The sequence below is a fragment of the Catenovulum sediminis genome (genome assembly GCF_007289895.1).
GTDB lineage: Bacteria > Pseudomonadota > Gammaproteobacteria > Enterobacterales > Alteromonadaceae > Catenovulum > Catenovulum sediminis.
Genome location: NZ_CP041660.1, coordinates 789,593 through 813,165 on the forward strand (window position 1 = coordinate 789,593; position 23,573 = coordinate 813,165).

At 40.7% G+C, this 23,573-nt stretch carries 20 protein-coding genes; 8 read left to right on the plus strand and 12 right to left on the minus strand.

Features of this window, described 5'->3' with window-relative positions:
* Position 1: 1 nt before the first annotated feature.
* From FNT16_RS03210 to hsdR, 6 genes are all read right to left on the minus strand, one after another.
* Positions 2 to 1,474 carry a KAP family P-loop NTPase fold protein gene (locus tag FNT16_RS03210; RefSeq protein ID WP_143870191.1) on the minus strand — a complete coding sequence of 491 codons (1,473 nt, stop codon included), beginning with the start codon at positions 1,472 to 1,474 and terminating at the stop codon, positions 2 to 4.
* Positions 1,475 to 1,617: 143 nt separating this feature from the next.
* The gene (locus FNT16_RS03215) at positions 1,618 to 3,534 is read right to left on the minus strand and encodes an ATP-binding protein (protein WP_143870192.1); all 1,917 of its coding nucleotides are present in this window, start codon (positions 3,532 to 3,534) and stop codon (positions 1,618 to 1,620) included.
* 9 nt (positions 3,535 to 3,543) lie between these two features.
* The gene (locus FNT16_RS20680; RefSeq protein WP_246072335.1) at positions 3,544 to 3,681 is read right to left on the minus strand and encodes a hypothetical protein; all 138 of its coding nucleotides are present in this window, start codon (positions 3,679 to 3,681) and stop codon (positions 3,544 to 3,546) included.
* Positions 3,678 to 5,357, minus strand: coding sequence for a restriction endonuclease subunit S (locus FNT16_RS03220; RefSeq protein ID WP_246072337.1), 1,680 nt, complete (start codon positions 5,355 to 5,357; stop codon positions 3,678 to 3,680). The genes FNT16_RS20680 and FNT16_RS03220 overlap by 4 nt, the downstream gene beginning before the upstream one ends.
* A complete protein-coding gene (locus FNT16_RS03225) occupies positions 5,357 to 6,829 on the minus strand; it encodes an N-6 DNA methylase (RefSeq protein ID WP_143870193.1) in 1,473 nt (490 codons plus the stop codon). Before FNT16_RS03225 ends, FNT16_RS03220 begins: the two co-directional genes overlap by 1 nt.
* A gap of 118 nt (positions 6,830 to 6,947) precedes the next feature.
* Positions 6,948 to 9,419: an EcoAI/FtnUII family type I restriction enzme subunit R gene (gene hsdR / locus FNT16_RS03230; protein WP_143870194.1), complete on the minus strand. Its 2,472-nt coding sequence runs from the start codon at positions 9,417 to 9,419 to the stop codon at positions 6,948 to 6,950.
* A gap of 535 nt (positions 9,420 to 9,954) precedes the next feature.
* Between hsdR and FNT16_RS03240 the strand changes: the two genes are divergently transcribed.
* Both FNT16_RS03240 and FNT16_RS03245 read left to right on the plus strand, forming a co-directional pair.
* Positions 9,955 to 10,206, plus strand: coding sequence for a type II toxin-antitoxin system Phd/YefM family antitoxin (locus FNT16_RS03240; RefSeq protein WP_143870195.1), 252 nt, complete (start codon positions 9,955 to 9,957; stop codon positions 10,204 to 10,206).
* Positions 10,196 to 10,480, plus strand: a complete 285-nt coding sequence (locus tag FNT16_RS03245) for a type II toxin-antitoxin system RelE family toxin (protein WP_143870196.1) — start codon at positions 10,196 to 10,198, stop codon at positions 10,478 to 10,480. Before FNT16_RS03240 ends, FNT16_RS03245 begins: the two co-directional genes overlap by 11 nt.
* Before the next feature lie 143 nt (positions 10,481 to 10,623).
* On the opposite strand, the gene FNT16_RS03250 is transcribed toward FNT16_RS03245, so the two are convergent.
* On the minus strand, positions 10,624 to 11,349 hold the full coding sequence (locus FNT16_RS03250; protein WP_143870197.1) for a carboxylesterase family protein: 726 nt from the start codon (positions 11,347 to 11,349) through the stop codon (positions 10,624 to 10,626).
* A gap of 176 nt (positions 11,350 to 11,525) precedes the next feature.
* Between FNT16_RS03250 and FNT16_RS20685 the strand changes: the two genes are divergently transcribed.
* On the plus strand, positions 11,526 to 11,738 hold the full coding sequence (locus FNT16_RS20685; RefSeq protein WP_246072338.1) for an SOS response-associated peptidase: 213 nt from the start codon (positions 11,526 to 11,528) through the stop codon (positions 11,736 to 11,738).
* Positions 11,739 to 11,774: 36 nt separating this feature from the next.
* Positions 11,775 to 11,960 (plus strand): SOS response-associated peptidase, encoded by a 186-nt coding sequence (locus FNT16_RS20690; protein ID WP_246072454.1) that lies wholly within the window; start codon positions 11,775 to 11,777, stop codon positions 11,958 to 11,960.
* A gap of 72 nt (positions 11,961 to 12,032) precedes the next feature.
* On the opposite strand, the gene FNT16_RS03260 is transcribed toward FNT16_RS20690, so the two are convergent.
* Positions 12,033 to 12,878: a hypothetical protein gene (locus tag FNT16_RS03260; RefSeq protein WP_143870198.1), complete on the minus strand. Its 846-nt coding sequence runs from the start codon at positions 12,876 to 12,878 to the stop codon at positions 12,033 to 12,035.
* A gap of 14 nt (positions 12,879 to 12,892) precedes the next feature.
* Positions 12,893 to 15,151 (minus strand): glycogen debranching protein, encoded by a 2,259-nt coding sequence (locus tag FNT16_RS03265; RefSeq protein ID WP_221935056.1) that lies wholly within the window; start codon positions 15,149 to 15,151, stop codon positions 12,893 to 12,895.
* On the opposite strand from FNT16_RS03265, the gene FNT16_RS20330 reads away from it, so the two are divergent.
* Positions 15,150 to 15,323, plus strand: a complete 174-nt coding sequence (locus tag FNT16_RS20330) for a hypothetical protein (RefSeq protein WP_185976765.1) — start codon at positions 15,150 to 15,152, stop codon at positions 15,321 to 15,323. The genes FNT16_RS03265 and FNT16_RS20330 overlap by 2 nt on opposite strands.
* A 116-nt stretch (positions 15,324 to 15,439) precedes the next feature.
* Positions 15,440 to 16,717, plus strand: coding sequence for a DUF2252 family protein (locus tag FNT16_RS03270; RefSeq protein WP_221935057.1), 1,278 nt, complete (start codon positions 15,440 to 15,442; stop codon positions 16,715 to 16,717).
* On the opposite strand, the gene FNT16_RS03275 is transcribed toward FNT16_RS03270, so the two are convergent.
* Together FNT16_RS03275 and FNT16_RS03280 are read right to left on the minus strand one after the other, a co-directional pair.
* Positions 16,696 to 18,621 carry a family 43 glycosylhydrolase gene (locus FNT16_RS03275; RefSeq protein ID WP_143870200.1) on the minus strand — a complete coding sequence of 642 codons (1,926 nt, stop codon included), beginning with the start codon at positions 18,619 to 18,621 and terminating at the stop codon, positions 16,696 to 16,698. The two genes, FNT16_RS03270 and FNT16_RS03275, sit on opposite strands and share 22 nt — an antisense overlap.
* 235 nt (positions 18,622 to 18,856) lie before the next feature.
* The gene (locus tag FNT16_RS03280) at positions 18,857 to 19,882 is read right to left on the minus strand and encodes an arabinan endo-1,5-alpha-L-arabinosidase (protein ID WP_246072339.1); all 1,026 of its coding nucleotides are present in this window, start codon (positions 19,880 to 19,882) and stop codon (positions 18,857 to 18,859) included.
* 145 nt (positions 19,883 to 20,027) lie between these two features.
* Here FNT16_RS03280 and FNT16_RS03285 point away from each other — a divergent pair, with 145 nt between their 5' ends.
* Together FNT16_RS03285 and FNT16_RS03290 are read left to right on the plus strand one after the other, a co-directional pair.
* On the plus strand, positions 20,028 to 21,086 hold the full coding sequence (locus FNT16_RS03285) for a glycoside hydrolase family 43 protein (RefSeq protein WP_221935058.1): 1,059 nt from the start codon (positions 20,028 to 20,030) through the stop codon (positions 21,084 to 21,086).
* Between the two features lie 202 nt (positions 21,087 to 21,288).
* Positions 21,289 to 22,002, plus strand: coding sequence for a FadR/GntR family transcriptional regulator (locus FNT16_RS03290; protein ID WP_143870201.1), 714 nt, complete (start codon positions 21,289 to 21,291; stop codon positions 22,000 to 22,002).
* A 134-nt stretch (positions 22,003 to 22,136) separates the two neighbouring features.
* Here FNT16_RS03290 and FNT16_RS03295 read toward each other — a convergent pair whose 3' ends face one another.
* Complete coding sequence (locus FNT16_RS03295; protein WP_143870202.1) at positions 22,137 to 23,528, minus strand: MFS transporter; 1,392 nt, start codon at positions 23,526 to 23,528, stop codon at positions 22,137 to 22,139.
* Positions 23,529 to 23,573: the final 45 nt, after the last annotated feature.

Here is a 23,573-nt window from a genome sequence, read left to right on the forward strand (position 1 = left end):
ACTAATCAATATGCCCCGCCAATAGCACTAACTTTCTATAGTCGTCCCAAAGCCAAATTTTGTAGTTATTCGGCTGATTATTAACCCCATCAAAAATTTTTTGAACTGAACGTTGTATTTCAGTGAGCACGGTTGATGGATTGCTTTTAACTTCAAACCGACAATAATCTAATTTTTTATACTTTTCCAAATAACCGTCTTGAGCCTCACGTGTATGAAAAACTGATACATCGTCAATAAACTGAATAATTTCTTTGAGATGTACTTTTTCATGTTTATCTTCAACAACTGGGTTTTTTAAAATCATCAATTGCCCATGAATATTCGTTAACTCGGTACTGTAAGTTTCAGCTTTATCATTAGTTCGGCTATAAAACTGAGGTATAGCTAGGCCATGTTCAATAATCGCTAACACCAAAGCGAAAGCATTCACAAGTGAATTTTTGTCTTTTGAGGATTTATAAATATGTCGCAAGCACGCATTTAATTTAGCAATTATCTGATCAGTATCTCGAATACTCAAACCATAAGCCTCAAAACACCAAGTTAAAAATTTCACTAAGTCTTCTTTCTTAAAATGATGGTTGAGCGCTGGGTAGAGTTTGACTGCCGAATTGCCCAAGTCAATTTCTATATTTTTAGTATTCAAATAATTTAGTATATCTGGCTCTGACAATTCCGCGGTGCGATTAAAAAAGCGTTTTAAATAAGTGGCAGAATCAAAATCATTACCATACACGGCTCTAATGGATGTTTGTAATTGTTTGGTATCCGTTGCTACCACAAAAACAAAATTTGGCGTGGTAAAAAAGTGCTTAATAACCTCAAGCATTTCTATCGCATAGCTTGGCCGACAGCGATCCAGTTCATCCACTAGCACCACTACAGGAATGGATTTTTTATAAGGTTCGCCAGCCAAACAATCCGCTAATTTGGCTAGTGATTCTCTAATTTCAACAATAGCCTTAACTTGCTCTTCATGTCCTGATTTTACTTGGTTAAGAAAGTCTTTTGGCTCACTTTCAAACAAAATTTTCGCGACTTCCCTACCTGTGCCAGCATCGCCCATTAACTCTTTAGTGATATAACCAGCACCACCGATTACAGCCGCTTTTACAACCTTGCCTAAATATTCTTTGAGCTTATCAAAATCTTTCTCACTTACATCGGCAAAATCGGTCAATTGAGTTAATAATTCACTCGCCACAACAGTTAGCGGTACTTGCGAAAAATCACTTTCCCAAGCATCGATATATATGGTTGGGTGCTTTCGATTAACAAGCTCAGTATACAAACGACGTAAAAACTCGGTTTTCCCTGTTCCCCAAGCACCGTTTAAATTCAATACAAAACCGCCATGTTCACCGGTGACATAATCTGCTAAAAACTTACCGTACTCGCCACGATTCAGTTTACAATTTTCAAATGTGTATTCGCTTAACCATGACGCATATTTGCTTTTATTCTTACCCATAATTGTTCGTTTTTAGCCTTTACATTCATTTATAAATAAAGAAAAACTTGATAAAAAGGTCATTCACTCTAATGATCTAATCATCTCATCTACCATGTGTAGAAAGAGTTACGGCCCCGTCTTCAATAGAAGGCGCGGCCAGCTTACTCTTTAATCGCATATCCCTGATCCGGATGACGGGTAGCCGTTGGGTAAGCCAGTTGTAATATTTGCTCTTTTACCATAGGGGTTAAATAGTTTTTTCGAATGGTGTCAGGTTTTATATCTAACAATTCAGAAAAATGTCTTACTTTCATATACTTGCCATTTGCTTCCATACATAAATTAACAATAGTTTGACGTACATCCGCTTTTGAAGGGCGCCCGCTGTTTTTACGAATGGGTTCTGATATTCCCACTAATTGCTTCCATAAATCTTCATTAGCTTTAGCTATGTCCGGAGTTATGTCCGGAGTTATGTCCGGAGTTATGTCCGGAGCTAAATCGAGAGTCAGTGATAATTGTCCCTCTTTAGGCGAAGCGACAAACTCTATTTTTTGACCGCTTTCATTTTCAGGTGTCGGCACAACCTCATCAGCCAAATGATACACTTTGCTTTTATGTTCGCCGCTGCCTACTAACATGCCATTACTCACCAAACGGCTCAATGCCAAAGTGACCTCACGGCCGTTAGCGCTGGTTAACAAACAAATTCGTTCGTGGGTAAACCAGTTTTCAGTTATCGCCGTTTGTAAAATCAACTTTTTAATTTCATTTAATCGTTGGTATTTGTCACCAAATAGCGAAACCAGTTTTGCGGTAATTTCTTCAGGAATTAAATTAACCATTCTTAACTCTAAAATGGTCTGTTCAATATCGTAACGTTCAAATAAATTAGGTGGTTGCCAATTTTGTAGGCGGCAATTACTGTAAATTTTAGGTACGCCCGAACCTGCTTTTTCACTTAAACCAATATTTAAAAACATTTGATGAATAGCTGGATTGCGGCAAATACTCTCGCCACCCGCTATCGCATCTTTAACAGGCACTCTCATTAAGCCTGGGTTACGAAAACGAATATAGTCCGGATATTTTTCAACCAAAATTTGACTGTCACTCAAATAATCGGCATGAGCCAATGTATTCACTAATGCTTCTCTAATTGCTTCGTGAGCAGGGTTTTGATCAACCCTTTGGCCGTCTTTTAAAGTGAAACTTAATTTTAAATCGCTGGTTAGTTTGCGATAAATTTTGCGATAAAAATCGAAAATATTGCCCGTCCACGAGCCATCACAAAATACTCTATCTATCCAGCGTGCTTCGCCTTCACCTTTTTCTTGATAATCTAAAAAATAATTGGGTAATGCCTCTTGCAAAGCATCCCAAGTACCAAACATTAACAAGCCCGCTAAGGTTAAGCCCTCTTCACCTGTTTGTCTGTCTTTGCGCCACGCTTTAATTGAACGTAAAAAACCAAGATCATCTTGCTCTAAAAACGGATGCCCTTGTGGTTTAGCGTCTTTAAACATTTGGCGGTATATACGTAAAGATTCGTCGTCTACATCGTCAACACCAAACCCTTGCAAAATTTTGTTGTCTCTTGCGTCTTGCCGTTCGGCTAACATGCGCTGAACTTGCTCTGAACTACATTTTTGATCTGCCTCATATCGTCTTATATAACTACCCGTTAATGGATTACCATTAATGTAGACCGGCCTATCATGTCTTGATGATCGAGGCACATTGATACAAATTATCTGATTGCCTTGAAGACACTCAATACTTACGTCGCTCTCTTTGAGTAAATTGCCACTGACCTTTTGAGGATTATTTAATGAATCCCAGATATTTTTGACCAGTTTTGCTGGGGTTTTAATGCCCTCTAAAGACAGCTTGCCTTTTCTTTCGCGCACACCTAAAAATATTTTCCCGCCACTGGTATTTGCAAAAGCACTATAGGTTTGCCACATATCATCCGGTACTGCGCCTTGCCCATCTCGGCCAGATGCCAGTTTACATTCAACTTCCGCACTTTCTTTTAACAAATCAATATCTGACAGTTGACTGATGTTTTGGCTCATACAAATACCTTAATTAATCGCCTGTTCGACTATGGCGTCGGTTAAATGAAGTTTAGTGGTTTGTGCGTCGGTTAAACGGGCTTTGAGTTGGTCGCATAGAGTCATTAATTCATCGACTTTAGCGACAATTCGATGCTGTTCACTCAATGGGGGATAGGTAAAGCAATTGCTCTACATTTAGTGCCCGAAATGAAGTCTTGGCCAGCAGAACCAACCAAAGTTATGTAATTAAGAAAAAGGTGTGATTTTAAGTAAGTATAAATATATTTGTTCAACTCTAATTCGAGAGGTCTAAAGCAAACAATGTTTTGATTACAATTCCACTCAGGATAAGTACTCGGCATTATTGCAACCTTACCAAGGGGTGGCCCCACAAGATTCATGATTACATCACCAGGGAACAGAATGGAGCGATTCAACTTACTCATATGAGCGTCTTTTGTAACGAATAGTGTGCGTTCTTTAAACTCAATCTCTTGATTTTGAATATTATAGACTTTTAAAAATGGAATATCGCCGCTTTCACTTAATTCTGATTTAGGAGGTGTGGAACCGGAACTTACGTTTGCACAAAGGTCATCTAATCTTGTATATGACCAACCTCTTGGTAATTCAAACGGTTTTTCTTCGTCGGTAATTTCAGGCAGTGGTTTTTGCTTTTTGATTTTTTTGTCTTTAATCAGTTGGGCTTTTTCTGCTGCTATGCGCTCTAGGAGTTTGGCGGCGGGTTCGTCGTTTGGGTTTTGTGGGACGAGTTTGCCCATTACTGCGAGTTGTAAAATGGTTTGTTTTAGCGTGTCGATGCTGGCGGTGGTGGTGAATAGCGTGTCGAAGTGCTCGCTTAAACGTTGCCAGTTTTGTTGGAACTGTTCAGCGGTTTGTTCCGGTGTTGCTCCTTGCTCTGGTGCTTTTAGTAAGGCCTCTAACAGCACTTCAACTAATGTTTGATGTGCCGTAATACTATTTTCAGTTTGTGCCTCAAGCGCATCACACAAGCTCATTAGCTCATTCACTTTATTAGAAATACGCTTTTGTTCTGATAACGGTGGCAAACCTAAAGCTATCAGTTCCAGTACTGTTTGACTCAATGCTGGGACTGATGTTCCAGCTTGAAAATAAGTAAAATCAACCGATTTTAAATATAAGTAAAGATATTCACTTTCAAAAATACTATATGGAGTAATTCCTAAGCAATTGTTATCAATAACTGTAGGGGTAAATATTATTCTTCTCTTATTAGTAGCGATTGCGCCGCCTATTTTTGGAAATATTACAGTTCCTTTTTGATGTATTTTTAACTTTTTCACCTTAGCTGTTTCAAAATCAACAGAGTTCTTAGTCGTGTATATATACTTATCATTTCCCTCTAGATTCATATCACTAACTTTACAAACTAAAACCTCTTTACCCGTTTCTCCTTGAATAGCCTGTGGAAAACCAGAACCAATTGCCCAATATCCAATTTCTCCTAACCTTAAAAAACGCCAACCTTCAGGCAATTCAAACGGTTTTTCATCCTCACTAATCTCTGGTAATGCTTTTGGCTTTTTGATTTTTTTATCTTTAACCAATTGCGCTTTTTCAGCAGCTATACGCTCTAATAATACTGAGGCGGGTTCGTCGTTTGGATCTTGTGGTACTAACTTACCACGCACTGCGAGCTCTAATATAAGTTCACGCAGTTTTTTAATACCGTGAAGTGAAAACTTTTTAGATGAGCCACGCCCTGATGACGAGTTTTGCTCAATGGCTGTGGTCCAAATATCAAGGTGTTCGGTGATTAGCTGCTCGGCGCTTGTGTTTGGTGCTTTAGTCTCAGCCATTACTTGCCCTCAACATCTTTAGAAAGCGCCGCTGACAATATACCTTTAAGCTGGTCACGTAGTGCTTGTATGTCTGCTTGCTGCTTTGAGTAATCGGCTAGTAGCTCTTCTGGGTCGTGACTGATTGCCTCGCCTACATGCGGGTTTTTAATGTCTAGGTTGTAGTTACGGGCAATAATATCATCGATTGATACCTTCCACGCTTGCTCGGTCTCAATTCGGCTGGCAAAACCGTCTGCCTCATTGCCCCACCATTCGAGCTCCGTTTTGAACTCTTCAAACTTCATTGGCTTGGTTTTGTTATAGTTTTTAACGCCTGCTGGGTAGGGGTGCTCGTAAAACCACACGTCTTTTGTGGGTGTGCCTTTGGTAAAAAATAGTATGTTAGTTTTAATGCCGGTATACGGGTTAAACACGCCATTGGGTAAACGTACTATGGTATGTAAGTTACATTCCTCTACCAATAGCTTTTTAATTTTGGTTTTTACGCCTTCACCAAATAAAGTGCCGTCGGGCAATACAACTGCGGCGCGCCCTTTCGTGTTGAGCACTTCTATAATGAGCTGTAAGAACAAATCGGCTGTTTCGCGAGTTTGCATGTCGCTGGGGAAGTTTTTTTCTATACCGTCTTCTTCGGTGCCGCCAAATGGTGGGTTAGTGATGATAACATCTACTTGGTCATCCCAGCTTGAAAGTGGTTTATTAAGGGTATTGCCGTGTTTAACTTGTACCGGTACCTCAATACCGTGAAGCATCATATTAGTCGTACACAGTAAGTGCGGGAGTTGCTTTTTTTCTACACCGTGTATTTGCTTTTGCAGTATTTGGTAGTCGTCGCCCGATTTAACATAGTTTGCTTTTACATGGTCGAACGCACAGGCTAAAAAGCCACCGGTACCACAAGCTGGGTCCATAATTGACTCGCCTAGTTTTGGGTCGGTTACTGCTACTATAAACTTAGTAATAGCACGCGGGGTATAAAATTCGCCCGCGTTACCTGCGCTTTGTAGGTCTTTTAATATTTGCTCGTACAGGTCGCCAAATAAGTGGCGCTCTTTTGAGTCGGTAAAGTCTATTTCGTTTAGCTTGTTGATCACCTGGCGAAGTAGCGTGCCGTTTTTCATGTAGTTAAAGGCATCGCTAAAGGCTTGTGTAACAACATAGCCACGCGGGTTTTTATCTATGGGTGCGGTTAGGTTTTTAAGCTCAGGGAATAGCTTGTCGTTTACAAACTCTAAAAGCTCATCGCCCGTTATGCCTTCGTTGTCGGCCGCCCAATTACGCCATAAAAATTGCTCAGGGATTGGCGCACGATAATCGTCTAATTCTAGCTCTAGTTCTTCTTCTTGCGCGTCGAATACTTTTAAAAATAATAACCACGACATTTGGCCAAGGCGCTGTGCGTCACCATCGACACCGGCGTCTTTACGCATAATATCTTGAATAGATTTAATAGCTGAACTGATAGACATAGGTTTCTCTTATTTAATTATTTTTACAAACAGCGGCTGTAAGCCAATATGAAAGCTGTTTAATTTTAAATGGTTTAATGTTTGCTGAGGCTAATACATAGCAACAGCAAACATTAATTTAGGCTGTTTTAGGCGCTGGCATTTGGTAAATTTCGGCTTCAAGCTCTTTAAGTGCTTGCTCGTATTGTGCTTTACCACCAAAGCCATTTTTGATGATTTCTTTGGTGTTACCTATATCGGTAAATGGCGCAACTTTTAACGCTTGTATAGATTCGATTTCTTGCACGCCTACATCGGCGTATTTTAACAGAAGGTTCTCAAGTACGGTGTGTGCGGTACCCGAATATTTAGTGAAATAGTTGCGCTTTTTAACGTTATCTGCGCGCTCTTTGCGGGTAAGTGGAGGTTGGTCGTAAACGACATGGCAGATCATATCAAAGGGGTCCATGTCTTTGCCGACTTCTTCCTCAAGCGCTGACCAAATAATGCCCTCTTCGGCAAGCTCATCTATTACAGCTTGCTTACGGTCTGACTCGTTCCAACGCTTAACAAAGTCGTCGAGTGAACTAAACTGTTTGCTCATGGTTTTACGGGTGTAATCTATAAATGACTCAGTAACAAGTTTACCATCGGTATCGTAATACTGTACTCGCTCTGCCACTTTATTAACGTTTACGCCTGAGACACGGTACTTAACCATTTTATTGGTATCATCATTCCATTCACCATCAAGGCTGCCGTCGCCTCTGGGCTCGTTAATAGTGTCGTTATTTGTATTGGTTTCATCTTCGCCTAATTGGCTATCTAAAGCGCTATCAGGCTGCTCTGCGCCAGTTGTATCGTCATCGTGTGATTCAATATCAACGTTTTCGTTTTCAATATCGGTAGGCGTGACTTTAATTACTTTTTCTGGGGTGCCATCAAAGCGTTCATCGGCAAATAACTCGGTGGCTTTTTTAAAGTCGAGTATCGTAAACCATAGCTTGCCGTAGCGATCGTCAATACGGGTGCCACGGCCAATGATTTGTTTAAACTTAGTCATTGATTGAATATTTTGATCAAGCACTACTAGCTTACAGGTTTTGGCGTCTACCCCTGTGGTCATCAGTTCGGAGGTAGTGGCTATAACTGGGTACGGGCGTTTCGGGTTTATAAAATTGTCGAGCTGGCCTTTGCCTAGTTCATCATCGCCGGTGATTTTCATCACGTATTTATCGTTTTTAGCCATTTGCTCTGGGTTTAAATTGGCAAGGGCGCGGCGCATACGTTCGGCGTGATCTATGTCGTTACAAAACACGATGGTTTTAGCCAGAGGGTCTGTGCGTTTTAAATAGTTAGTAATAGTTTCGGCCACCAGCTGGGTGCGCTCGTCAATCACCATAGTGCGGTCAAAATCTTTTTGGTTGTATATGCGGTCTTGTATTACTTCACCGTTGTTATCAACCTGCCCTTTTGTTGGCCGCCAGCCTTGTAGATCAACATCAAGATCAACACGTACCACTTTGTATGGCGCTAAAAAGCCATCTTCTATGCCCTCTTTAAGCGAATAGGTATAAGCAGGGTCGCCAAAATAATCGGTGTTTGATACTTCGTCAGTTTCTTTTGGTGTAGCGGTTAAACCAATTTGAGCAGCACTTTCAAAGTAGGTGAGTATTTCACGCCAAGCGCTATCTTCGCTTGCGCTACCACGGTGGCACTCGTCAATAACAATGAGGTCAAAAAAATCAGGGTCTACTTGCTTAAAGGCTTTTTGAGATTCTTCTGGCCCTGTTAGCGCTTGATAAAGTGCTAGGTGTATTTCGTAAGCGGGGTCGATTGTTCTGCCGGTGATTTTGGTCATTGAGGTGCCAAACGGCTGAAAGTCATTAATGCGAGTTTGATCAACCAATATGTTACGGTCGGCTAAAAATAATATGCGTTTTTTAGCGCGTGATTTCCATAAGCGCCAAATGATTTGAAACGCGGTATAAGTTTTACCGGTGCCGGTTGCCATAACAAGGAGTACGCGGTCTTTACCAGCTGAGATAGCTTCTACTGTTTTATTAATTGCTTGAAGCTGATAGTACCGCGGATGCTTGCCGCTGCCATCATCATAGTAGGCTTGATTTATTATAGGGAGTTGCGATTCTGTATAGCCTTTGTAGGCACAATATTTAGCCCAAAGCTCTTGCGGTGACGGGAAATCTTCTAAGCGAATTTCAGATTCAAGGTTGTGAGCATCAGAGGTGCCTAGCTTGGTTTTGTCGTGAAATATAAAGCCGTCGCCATTAGAGGCAAATATAAACGGCACATCAAGTAAATTGGCGTAATCGAGTGCTTGTTGGAGCCCTTTACCTACTTCGTGCTTATTTGCTTTAGCTTCTATCACAGCAAGCGGCATACTGGGTTTATGGTAAAGAACAATGTCTGCTGATTTAACCGTTTTACGTACACCGAGTTGCCCACGCACTATTACTTTACCGTCACGTAGTTTAACCTCTTGGCGAATTTGAGTAATGTCGTCCCATCCGGATTGTTGAATGGCTGGTAGTACAAATTTGGTAATGATGTCAGTTTCGGTAAATGCTTTTTTGTTTATCTGGTTTGCCATCAGTGTAATCCTTTTCTATCAGCAGGCAAAATGTACCTTAAACCTTATTGGATGCCAATGGTTAACTGAGATTATTGCAATAGCAAGTGTTAAAAAAGCCAATAAAGTTAATGGGCTAGGATATACCAAGGTTAATTGAAAGAACTAAATCTTGCACCACTCCACTATCTAAAAATATAAATTGATTGATATGATTTAGATACTTGATTGTCGGACTATCAACTGCGAAATTTAATTAGTAGACTAGTTTTAGATTATATTTAACTTACCAAAATCCATACCAAACACGCCATACCTTTGCTTCTCAAATGCTTTCCCAAGGCAAAAACCCATTATGGTTTGCACAAAAAATGGGCCATGAAGACTGGGGAATGATTATTAAAACCTGCGGTAAATGGATTAAAAACGATTAACCCTAAAAGTTATTTCAACCTTTTAAGTGTTAACTTGGGCAATAATCACACAAAACGCTTTACTCAATGCAAAACAAGCCTAAAATAAGTACATAAATAAACACTTTTTTAGGTTTGTTACTATGAGACAAGTTTTAGCAGATTGTTCAGCCAGCATTTCGGAATTGAAAAAAAGTCCAACAGCTTTATTAAACGAGGCTGCAGGTTCTCCAATTGCGATATTGAACCACAATAAACCAGCTGCTTATCTAATCCCAGCAGACACGTACGAATGGATGATGGAAATGCTTGATGATGTTGAACTAACTAAATTAGTTAAAGAGCGACTAAAAGATAAATCCCAAGCGATAGAAGTATCACTGGATGACTTATAAGTTAAAGTTTTTACCCGTGGCGTTAAAAGAATGGAAAAAGCTCGCGCCACCAATTCAAAATCAGTTCAAAAAGAAACTAACTGAGCGACTAGAAAACCCAAAAGTTCCGTCTGCAAAACTTAGCGGGTTTGATTCTGTCTATAAAATTAAGCTTCGTACCGCTGGTTATCGTCTAGTTTACGAAATCAATGACAATGAAATTACCGTATTGGTTTTAGGTGTAGGCAAAAGAGATAAAGATAAAGTTTATAAAACAGTTAGAAGTAGGGTTTAGACACTAACTGTACTGGTCAAGCAATATCGGACACTTTTAGTTTAGAAGAATCGCTCAAACGTGCACAAATTAGCAGGCAAATATGGCAACGAGCTATTCGTTCACACCGCTGATAGTTTAATACGCGACTATGTGCAGTCCCCCTAATCTCTTGAATGGCTTAAAAACCAGTCATATAGCGCATCTTCTTGATAAGTTTGTGTCCAGCTATCATGATCAGCTTCCGGATAAACAGTTAACGTTACATCCGCATTCAAGGCTGTTAACGCATTGTACATCTCAATTGTTTCACTGACAGGGATCACCTGATCTTTCTCGCCGTGAAATAATTTAATGGGGATATGTTTAACTTTAGCAGCGTATGCTTTGGGTACGGATGCGCCACACACAACAGCCATTGCGGCAAAAATATTAGGGTAATTCATCGCTAAACGCCAGGCCCCATATCCGCCTCTGCTCATTCCGCTTAAATAAATTTTTGTTGGGTCAATATTATGCTCCGCAATCACTTTTTGCAGTAATTCATACACGGCTTGGTCATCCCAAAAGCCATTTTTATACGGGTTTTGGGGTGCCAGTACGTAAAATGGAAATGCTTTACCTTCTGCGATTAACTTGGGTGGGCCGTGCTTTTTTATTGCCTGAGGGTTATCACCGCCTTCACCGCCACCATGCAAAAATAACAACAAAGCTTGCTGTTTTTGCGCAGCGTCTACCGGCTTATATAACAAATAATTCATATCTATGGCTTTACTAACGCTGATTTGCGTTTCAATAATTTGGCCATCATTTGAAGTTTCAAAATGCGCCACCTGAGCACAACCAACCAGTATCAAGCCAAGCAAAAAAGTCTGCATTATATTTTTCATCAAATTTCACTTAATAAAATTTTTCATTTAAATAAAATAATACATGATTAACAAAAACGAGTGTGAGTTAATTGATAGGCACTTATTTATCTGTCTCATCTAATTTGCACCAATATGCTCTAATATGCACTAGTATTAATTACAGATAAAAGTTTAACGAAATTTGGGCAAAAAATATGTGCGGACGATTAAATGTAATTGCAGATCCACTGAGCCAACTGGTCAGTGAACAGCTAGGTCTTAATTTTCAAACCACCAGTAATACAGATCTCAAACCGACACAAAAGGTCGCCTGCGTTATCCCGCAAAACGGGCAATTTATACAAAAAAACTTAAGTTGGGGAATCAAACCTCAGTGGTCAAAAACTTTACTGATAAATGCCAAATAAGAATCGGTCAACGAAAAGAAAACCTTTATAAATGCCATTCAAAATCATCGCTGCATTATCCCCTGCACTGGCTGGTATGAATGGACAAAACAATGCGCTGCGTATCATCATAGAATGCCGGTTATAATAGATAAAAGCGAAATGGGTTATTGGTTTAACGCCAGCACAGATGAATTAGCAGCGCTTTACACTATCAATCAAAGTTTTGATACTACCGAATAATGGCGACATCCTTATCGCACATTACATCCCTACCGTTATTTACTCGACAGTCATTCAGTTACGAGCATTAACTTAATTTTTATAATTTTTAATACCGTTTATGTTAGATCGGCGCATTCCCAACCAGCACAACGCAGCACTTATTAGCAGCCAAGGTGGCGGTTCAGGAATATCTGTTACTGCCATTTCTGCAATCAACAAATCGTTAAAATACGCATTTGCTAGTTCAGCATCACGATTGTATAAAGCCACACTGTTGATAGCACCGCTTCCGCCTAACAAACCGTTTCGGCTTTGAATCAAGCTGTTATCCAATGCATTAAAAATATCCAATTGATAAATATTTTCACTTAATAACTGCAGATTTAAGCGCAAACCATTTTCCGTAAAATCAATTCCGGTATCTATCACGCCCTGCCCGTCAAAAATACTGTAATGCTGACCACCACCAATAAAGCCAAATTCGAACCGGCTCAATGCGTTATAGTCGCCAATTGTATTGTGAATATTTTGGTTTCTTAATACAAAACCGACAGCGCCACCTTGTGTAATAGCACCATGTTCAAAAGCAACAGAAAAACTGTCGCCAACCGCATCTAAAGCATTGTTAGAAAACCCACGATAAGCTTCAAATTGATTAAATCCACCGCCGTTGGCATAACTGCCCCAGGCATTATTCGTTGGGTTTGAAGCAATATGATTTACATCATGGTTGGCACTTTTATTGGCTAAAAACCCACCGGCATTGCCGGTAGAAGCGTCACTGATAAAATGCCATTCATCAAATCCGTAGCCACCATTACCTAACCATTGGTTACCATAGTTATTAGCATCGTCTTGCGCCACTGTTATCAATGCGGCATGACTGTTAAAAGTTGCACCGATTATCAAAGTAGCCAGTATATGTTTGAGTTTCATTTACATTTCTCCGTTTATTTTGCAATCAGCACTAACACTGCGCGGCCATTCAAGCCGTAAGACGTATATTCACCACCGATAAAATCTTCTTGTCCGGGTGATTTGATTGTCTCTGGGCCTTCATTCCAACTTGACGTATCTGTTACCCGATACCAATTTTTACCCACACCCGGCCACGGCAAAGTGAAATTGACCGTATCTGACCAACCATTATAAGCAATGTATATTGCCGCGGTGGGCTCGCTAAATTCAGAGCTATCAATGCGATAAGCGATAGCATGATTATTGGTATCATTGAAGTAGCTGGCGTTCGCAACATTGCCGTTGGGCATAAACCAACGCAACTGCTCCATGCCGTTGCCATTTGTATCAATAGATTGATAAAAATCGGCTGGCCGTAATGCAGGATGGTTTTTTCTAAATTGCAGCATGCGTTTAACAAATATATTGAAATTACTTTGTGCTGAATCCCAGCTAAAGTTTAGCCAGTTAGCAACTGAGTCTAGGTTATAAGGATTATTGTTGCATTGAATCGAACGCAAATACTCATCACCGCCTGTCATCATAGGTGTGCCGGCACTTAACATTAATAACGCGAAACCATTTCGAGCGGCCTGTCTTTGTGCTGAAGCTTGATTGTACCAACCTTGATCCCAACTATGATTGTTGCTCTCGCCACCATCAGATGGCCCGAAAGGCCAAGCTTGTGTGTTGTGTTTACTATTGCATGAATATAAATCTTTGAGCGTAAAACCATCATGCGCAACTATAAAGTTTACCGAGTTCCATGGTTTACGCCCGTCATCTTGATACAAAGATGCTGAGCCGGTAAATATATTTGCCAGTTGACCCAAAGAAATCGACTCTAGTCCCATCTGGTTTTGATCTTTACGCAAGGTATCGCGATAACTCCCATTCCATTCAGACCAGCCTGCCGGAAAACCACCAACCTGATACGAATTTCCACCAATAGCCCATGGTTCTGCAATAAAATCGGTACCATAACCGCCCCATTCAGGCCGTTCTGTAAATTCGTTAATAATGCGGTTTAACGCGTTTTGTGCATCCATTTTGTCAAAGTTAAAACAGCCATGCTGGCAGGTATTGCCCAACACAGAAGCCAAATCAAAACGAAAACCATCAACCCCTAAGTCATTAATCCAATAATCGAGCGAATCAATAATCAGGTCTTGCGCGACTGGATGGTAAGTATTGTAGTTACCGCCCACACCGGTGTTGTCCCAGTTGTGTTGTCTATCAGACGTTAAAGAATAATAAGTCGGGTTATCTAAACCACGCCACGAGTAGAGGTTATACGTAGATGAATCCCCCGCAAACCATGCGCCGCCTTCGCCTGTGTGGTTATAAACAACATCAACCAAAACTTTTATGCCATGGTCATGAAATGCTTTAACCATAGCTTTAAATTCTCTTGTTGGACCACCATCTGATTGGTCGCTTGCATAGCGGCGATCGGGCGCAAAATAATTTAGTGTCATATAGCCCCAATAATTATCGCCGTCAGTCGACTCTACAATATCATTGGTATCATTTTGTGTTTCTTGCACTGGCAAAAATTCGATTGCGGTAATACCTAAATCAGCCAAATAAGCCGCTTTTAATGCTGCACCTTTATACGTGCCTCGATATTGTTCTGGAATAGATAAATCATTTTTAGTTAACCCACGCAAATGCACTTCGTAGATAATGTCATCTTTTAAAGCACGCGTTGGTTTCACACCATATGACTGAGCATCATCGGTTAATATAATCCCTTTTGGCGCATACGGGGCACTGTCAATATTGCGATATTGAGAACCTGATGCGTATACGGTTCCGTCGTTCCATTGTGGTGTGATATAGTCGTGGCTCATTTCTTTCGCATATGGATCAAGCAGTAATTTATTCGGGTTAAACCGATTGCCTTGCGCATCTACATCACTGATAAATCCGACTGACGTACCTTTTTGCCAATCTTCTTGATACGGCCAGTTTGCCCCCCAAGCACGGTAACCGTAATAAACAGTACTGGTTAATCGACTGTCTAAATTTTGTACTGAAAGACTGATAGACCAAATGTTTTCACTGTTTTTAGTTAATAAATGTCGCTCAATTTCATCGGCGCCACTTGCCTGCGCATATAAATACAGCTCAATACGCGTTGCATTTTCTGAATAAATTTTAAACTCAATCGTTTGTTTATTGTCGGTGTAACTTGCGCCTAAACCTTTTGTATTAACGCCGGCATGACCGATAAAAGGCAGAAAAAGCATGAGCAAAACAATAAACGAAACCAACCAAAAGCTTCGTTTATTTTTTATCAAGTGTGTGCTGTTCATTGTGTGTGGTTCCATATTAGGTATTATTTTAGGTGTTGCTTTAGGTGTTGTTTTAGGTGTTGTTTTAGGTGTTATACAAATACCTCAAAATTTAACCACCCGTTAACAATTTTAGCAATTTCTTGCATACGTATTCAGCCGATGTTCGCTTTTGCCTTGCTTCTTTGGCAAATTCCGCCAAAAGCATTAACCTTATGAGTAACAATACAAATTTTGGAAATAATGATGCAAACACGAGAAGCTTTATTAAATGAAACCTTTAAACGTGTAGATGGTTATCTCCCTGAAGAAGGGGTGGCAAAACATCAAAAAATGGCAATAGACCCATTTTTATTTTTTCGTGGCAGTGCTGCATTGTTTTATCAAGATCTCGCCAGTACCCTCCTGAAATTACCAGAAAACATACTCAACTGGCCCTTAACCACAATTATCGGTGATTGCCATATATCCAATTTCGGTTTACTAAGCGAAGAAGGTTCACATGGGGATACCGTTATTTTCGCACCCAATGATTTTGACGATGCCTGCATGGGCCATGCGGCATGGGATTTAATGCGTTGTTTGGTCAGTATTCATTTAGCTGGCGCGTTAGACAGAGTGCGCTGTCCAGCAGATATTCACGAAATAGCACAACATAAATTTCTCGATGCTTATCGTAAAACCTGTAAAAAACTAGCAAAAAATAAAATCAATTATAACTATGTGTTAGACAACTTTGCTAAACAACATGTACTGCACAAAGCGTTTAAAAAAGCGCATAGCCGAACCTGTAAAGGGGCTAAATTTAACAGTAAAAGTTCACTGGCTAAAGCGGTTGATCTGACACAAGAAACCCTTGGTTTCAGAGATAATCCAGAACGCTTTAAACGGCTGAGCCGGCAACAGTATCAGGCTGCAGAAAAAGCATTCGCACCATACGTTGACGATAACATCATCGATATAGTGCAGCGTTTAGGCGCAGGTACCGGCTCGGTTAATATGCAAAGGTACTATTTATTAGTTGGCCCGACACAAAAGTCTGATCCAGATACTCATCATTTGTACCATATTGTCGAAGTAAAAAAGCAGCGCCAAGCAGCACCTCTCTATTATTTTCCTGATTTGAGCCCAGTCAATCAATTGAATCCGGCGCATTTAACAGTTATGTGCCAGTACCGAATGCAGCGTAATGCTGACTTAGTATTAGACGAGTTATTATGGAAAAAGTCACATTGGCTGATTCGCTCGCGTCATCATGCGCGTGTTGGTTTGGCACCGGAGGATATCTTACAAACGGGTAAAGCAAAACATTTGGTGCAATATGCACAAGCATGTGGTCAAGCATTAGCTTTAGCACATGCTCGTGGAGACAGGCGTTCACATCTGTTTGAAAAAATGGTTGCTGATACCCTGCCTGATTTAAAAGCGGATTTACTGCAAAATGCAAACCAATATGCCAATCAAGTGATTGCTGATTGGCAATGGTTGCAAACTCAGTGTTATTCAGCTACGCGGAAATAAAAGTGCTGACAAACGGTATCTTTCCAGACTTGTTGCATAATGTTATCGCCATTTTTAAGCGAACAGTCTGCAACTTTTAAGGCTAATCCATAGTGGCGTGAAACCATACGCAGCGCGCCATTTTGCAAAAATTCGAATCGCCACTCGCTATCTGGTTCATTGCAAGCTGCATGTACCACATTATCTGCAATGTCCTGTTTACCATCGCTGACTCCATTTACCGCAAGGCACAGGCCTGATTTATCAAGCGATTGAAAAGTATAATATCCATCGCCTGTTGAACTGGCTTGCCATTTCTGGCAATCCGCGTCTGTATATTCGTGCTGAACAATATTTGCATCTAATTCTTGACTGCATTTGTCAACAGAAACCACACGACCACTGTTCACATTAATCATCGCAAACGTAGAAACGGGCTCTAATCGCCAGTCGGTACAGGTTGTAAATCGGTCACCACCGGTTTCAACCCCTTGGTTATTTTCAATGCTACAGTTTTCAACCTGTAAGTGATTAATGCTTTGTGCATTTGCAAATCTTAACCAGCCATGTTCAGAGGCATCAACCGACCAACGCTGGCAGTTTGACGAAACCCAAGGTTGAGCAGAAACACCAGTGACTTCACTGCCACAATTTTCTTCTGTCATAAAAGTACCGTGCGCTGCACTGGCCAATCGATAAAAACCGTCATTTGCCGGATCAAGCACCCATTCCGAGACATTACCTTGGCATTCACCCACTGTCATTTGGCCGTTTTTATCAGTTAGCAAACACATACCTGATTGACGGTTTATCACACGGTATCGCACACCTTCAACTTTAGCAGTTAATGGGCCTTGCTCGCCGCTGGGTACAGGTAACTGCTGTTTATCCATTAACGGCTCGCCAAATACGGGTAATCCGTCGTCACCCCAGGTAAATGGTTGCGCTCTTGCTGCCCGTGTTCCACTGCAACCATCGGTTGGAGAAGAGTTACCATGATAAATTAACCATTCTTCTGTCCCATCGGGCGATGTAAAAAAGCCGTGATGGCCCGGGCCATATACACCATTCGCTTTACTGAAAAACGGTTTGTCGTATTTTTTCCATGAACTAACTTCAAGCGGATCTTCACCCACTAACTCAACCACAGCCAATTTATAATCTTCGGTATTACAAAAACTAGATGAATGCGTCAAAAATACACGACCATCGTGTTTGATAATTTCAGGACCTTCGTTAACGTTCAACCCTGATTTTTCCCAGTCATATTCGGGCTTTGTAATAACCGTGCGTTTACCGGTTAAGGTCCAAGGATTTGTCATTTTGGAAATCAAATTAACCTGATCGTCACCATGCCATTCAGACCACATAAAATAGAGTTCATCATTGTGCTCAAAATAACTACCATCAATGTTCCAATGGTCCGGCATCGGCGTGCCGGCATATTTATATGGCCCCATAGGATCAGAACCTTCACTTTCTAATATGTGATTGCGCTGTCCACCAAAGTGATCTTTTACACCAGAGGTAATAATGACATACCAGCGCATGCCTTCTGGGCGTTGTAACGGGTGAAATTCAAAGGCCCAAAAATTACAACAGCGACTTGGATCATCACCCGACCAAATATAGTGTTCTGGTGCGTCTGCCAATCCCGCTATTGTCGGGGATTTACGCATCACCAGTTGTGATGTCCAAGTGGTTGTCGTTAAATAATAGTTACCATTGTAATAATGCATCCAAGGATCAGCACCATTACGAAAGAGTGGATTAGCAAAAGTGTCTTTAGCAATACGGGTATCGACTTGCGCATTACCCGCTTGTTCAGATGTCGCACTACAACTTGCAAGTGCAATTGTTGCGAGCCCAGCCATACAAAGATGTTTTAACGACTTAATTGTCGATTTAACTAAGTTTGATTTCATATTCTTCCTACTCGTGAGATATTCAGCCACTCAGGCCACAAACATTAGTATTACTATACCATGTTTAACATTAATTCAAACTATTTGATGCAATATCATAAAAATTAATTGGCAGATTTATTGGCGTAACGAAACCATTAGAAGCAAAATAACGCTCTTTCCAATCGCTCCTTTTGGTTTCTCCTAAGGTCTTTGGAAATAAGCGTTACTTTTGATATAAAGCTGGTTGAGCTAATTATTCAACAATTTTGCTTTTGAATTCGACAATCTCATGAGCAGGTACAACAGGCCAGCCGTTTGCGTCCCATTGCATTTCAATTATCTTTAATTTAGGTGCGCCATTATCATTGGCATCATATGCGTGAAATACAATATAGTCTTTGCCGTCAAATGTATAAGCACTATTGTGGCCAAGACCATACCAGTTTTTATCGCCCTGAATCACAATGGTGCCGCCACCTTTAGCCATATCAACACCCGCTTGGTCGAGATAAGGACCGATCGCAGATTTTGAACGCCCCACAACCACTTTATAAGTACTTTCTGCACCACGACAACAAAAATCCCAAGAGACAAACTGATAAAAGTATTCACCCTTTTTATAAATAAAAGGCGCTTCAATCGCCCCTGGGTAAGCGTCCGTTGACGGCGTGAAGATTGAACGTTCACGCTTTGCAGTGGCAGCCCATTGCTGAGGTTGCGATAGTTCAACCAAATTATCCGCTAAACGCGCCATTTTAATACCAGACCAAAACGAGCCAAAAGACATCCAAGTGTCACCATTTTCATCTTGAATAATAGCCGGGTCAATGGCGTTCCATAGGTCACGATTCGGCACAGACTGCACAATCATGCCATGATCTTGCCATGCATAATTCGCATTGTTTTTATCCAGCGTAGGCGTGCTGGCAACACCAATAGCCGACGTATTTTTGCCAAACGCTGAAATGGAATAATAGAGATAATAACGCCCCTGATGAAAATAAATATCAGGTGCCCACATATGGCCATCAAATTCAGGCACAGTTTCTTTTGTCCACTTAGGTACGGGATCAAATACAGAGCCTTGCGGTTTCCAATTAACTAAATCGTCCGATTGATAAAATACAATCCCCGGCCCTGTACTAAACAAATAATACTGGTTACCTTCTTTGACCATCACAGGATCATGCACAATCACCTCTTGCGCATTAACCATACTCGCAATAAAAGCCATTGCAGCTATCACCCCAACAATCAGTTTTTGTTTAACATCCACCACTATTTACTCCAAATTACACCTAACAAAATTTTAAATTAACAATAGCACATTTTTATTTTAATGCTATAGTAATACTTTATTGTAATGATTTCTTTAAATTATTAACAAAATAAGTTAGCCATTAACCTAATGAGAAGAGGTCCACGTGAAAACTCATACATATCTATCTAGTGTATTCAAAAAAACCACAGCAGGGTTAATCTTTGCAGCATCTGCAATTTTGGCAGGTTGTGCAGGCCCGGATGATTCATCAAGCGTTGAGATAAAAAATACAGATTATAACAACCCGATTGCCCCCCAACGTGCCGATCCTTGGGTTTATAAAGACACAGATGACACTTATTATTTTATCGCGTCAGTTCCTGAGTTTGACCGCATCATTCTGCGCCAATCAGATACCATCAATGGTATCAAAACAGCTGAAGAAAAAGTTGTCTGGCGCAAGCATGCATCAGGCCCTATGAGCTACCATATCTGGGCGCCTGAACTACACAAAATTGATGGCAAATGGTATATCTACTTTGCCGCAGCCAAAGCAGAAGATATCTGGCATATCAGAATGTACGCCCTGTCTAATGATTCGGCAAATCCAATGGAAGGTGAATGGGTCGAAGAAGGCCAGGTAGACAGTGGTTGGGAAAGTTTTGCACTCGATGCAACAACCTTTACGCACAAGGGCAAACGCTACAAAATTTGGGCACAACAAGATAGAGATGCAAGCTACAATACAGCACTTTGGATGGCTGAAATGACATCGCCAACCAGCATCAAACAACCTGTTATTCAGTTAACAAAACCTGAACTCCCATGGGAAATTATAGGTTACAAAGTGAATGAAGGGCCTGCCGTACTGATTAGAAACGGTAAAGTTTTTGTCACCTACTCGGCCAGCGCAACCGATCACAACTATACAATGGGTTTATTGTGGGCTGATGTTGATGCGGATTTAATGGATCCAGCATCTTGGAGCAAATCACAAGAGCCGGTATTTTCATCCAATCCTGACTTAAAACGCTACGGCCCAGGTCACAATAGTTTTACTGTGGCAGAAGATGGCAAAACAGATTTGATGATTTATCACGCACGTACGTATAAAGAATTAATTGGCAATCCATTAACCGATCCAAATCGTGATGCGCGCGTTCGCGTGATAAAATGGAAAGACAATGGCTTCCCTGACTTTGGCCAAACTTTAGCTGACTAAAAATCAGTAAAAACCGATATTACATACAAACCGAGCTTCAATGGCTCGGTTTTTTGTTAGCAAAATAAACTGATTGATTTAATAAAACAGTAATTTCGTTTAGGATATGGGCAAATACTACCAAGTAGCGCTGGATATTTATGCGTTTACACGGTAAAACTATGATATTAATAAAGTATTAAAGCTACGGGAAGGAAGTGTCGTGTTAGACAGCAAACGAAGAGTAACAAAAAGAAGTCTTTATGGCCAAGTTGCTAATGCCTTAGGCGAAAGAATTGTCAGTGGTGTCTACCCTGAAGGTTCTGTATTGCCGCAAGAAGCAATCATCATGAACGAGTTCGAAATTTCACGTACCGCACTTAGAGAAGCTTTTAAAGTATTATCCGCTAAAGGGCTTATCGAATCACGCCCGAAAACCGGTACACGCGTCAATCCGAAAAAATATTGGAATATGCTCGACCCAGATATTTTAAACTGGAGTTTTGATACCTCATCTGGCAAAGAGTTATTAGAAGATTTATTCCAGATCCGCCAAGCAATCGAACCCAAAGCCGCCTACCTAGCAGCAGCCAATCGCACTGAAGCGCAATTAGCCGCAATTGAAACGGCGTATAATAAAATGGAAGCGGCAACTTATGGTACAGAAGAAACTTTTTATTCAGACCTAGAGTTTCATCAAGCCATTTTAGATGCCTCTGGCAATGCTTTTATGGAATCATTTGGTATTATGATAGAAGCAGCCTTAATAAAATCATTCAGTGTAACAACGAGTCGTGGTGAAGAGTACTGGTTGGCTTCATTACCCATGCATAAAGCGGTCTATTTAGGTATTCGTGACGCAAACCCAGAACGCGCTCGATTTGAAATGTCTTCTTTATTAAATGTAACCGATGAAGGTGCTAAGCAAGCATTGTAATCAAAATAAATCCTCTACACGATAAGCTGCATTAACAAGCAAAATCAGGGCTGGTATAGAAAGGATCAGCTCTTTTTATTTTTAACCTCATCATCTTTCATCTACCGCTTTGTTAAAGCCCTATTGAAAACGTATTATTTAACAGCGACACGCATACTTAGCGTTTTCTGCATGTCTATATTTGCTATTTTAACTTGCTTAAACTGCCGATCGGTTACCCGATAATGACGCATGATACAACCAACTAAAATATGAAACACGCCCGGTATAATAGTAAATGCAAATGCTATTCCCTGCATCGTATACACACTCGCGTTTTGCTGAGGCACGTAATCGAGTATCACCAGTAAAATGCCAACAATAATACCTGAGAGACCAATTGAAATTTTCTGACAGAATGAAACCGCACAAAAAGCCATGCCGGGCACTCTTACACCATCTTTTTCTTCGCCATAATCAACCGCATCTGCTATTGCAGACCAGAATACAGGCGCATGTAGGTCAACTACAAAACTGAGAATAAAAAATAATATAAAGGCCAAAATAATACTATCTGGCGCGATCAAAAAGTACATCAAAACACTAAATGCACCCGCTATAATTTGGCTTCGATAAAACAGCTTAATCTTACATATACGTTTCGTCAGCCAAGTTGACGCTATCATCGCCAAAATAGAGCCGGTTACATTAACGCCTAAAAACCAAGACTGTAACTTTGCACCGCCACCTAAATAATACTCAGCATAGTACATTGCCATCGCGCCGCGCACCATAAAACCAATGGTACTCAACAAACAACTTAAACATAACAACATAAGTAATTTATTATTCAGCACATAATGGATTTGTTTTTTAAAGCCTAGTTTAACGTTGGGATAGACAATACGCTCACGTACGTTCGCAAAACAAAATATCAACAATATAATGGCTAACAATGACATCATGCCCATTGCGGCCTGAAACCCCAGTTGCGTATTGCCTTGCCAAATGTCGGAAGTTGCTAACACAGGCACAATAATCGTCACACCAAACGCCGCTAGTTTTGCCATGAATAACCGATATCCGCTGGCAGATAAGCGTTGCTCTTTATCTGTTGTCATGACAGATAAGACTGAGATATACGGGATCGTGACGGCCGTAAACATCAAAGTGACAAAAATATAGCTAACGTACGCCCACACCAACTTGCCAGCGTAATCTAAATCGGGCGTGCTGAAAGTTAAAAAGATCGATAAACCAAATGGCACTGAAAGGGCTAAAAAGTAATGACGATAGCGACCCCAACGGGTTGTATAATTATCGGTAATATAGCCCATAATGGGAGTCAGCAAAGAATCAACAATGCGCACGATGGCAAACATAATGCCCATATCTTGTGGCTTTAAACCGTATACGTCGGTATAGAAATAAGTGATGAGTAACATCATAGATGAATAAGCCACGTTAACGGCCATATCACCGGCCCCGTAGCCGAATTTTTCAAGACGCTTTAAACGCGCTTTACTAAATGATGTTGGTGAATACATAAAAATACCTAATCAATACAATAGAGGGCATAACATAACAACCTC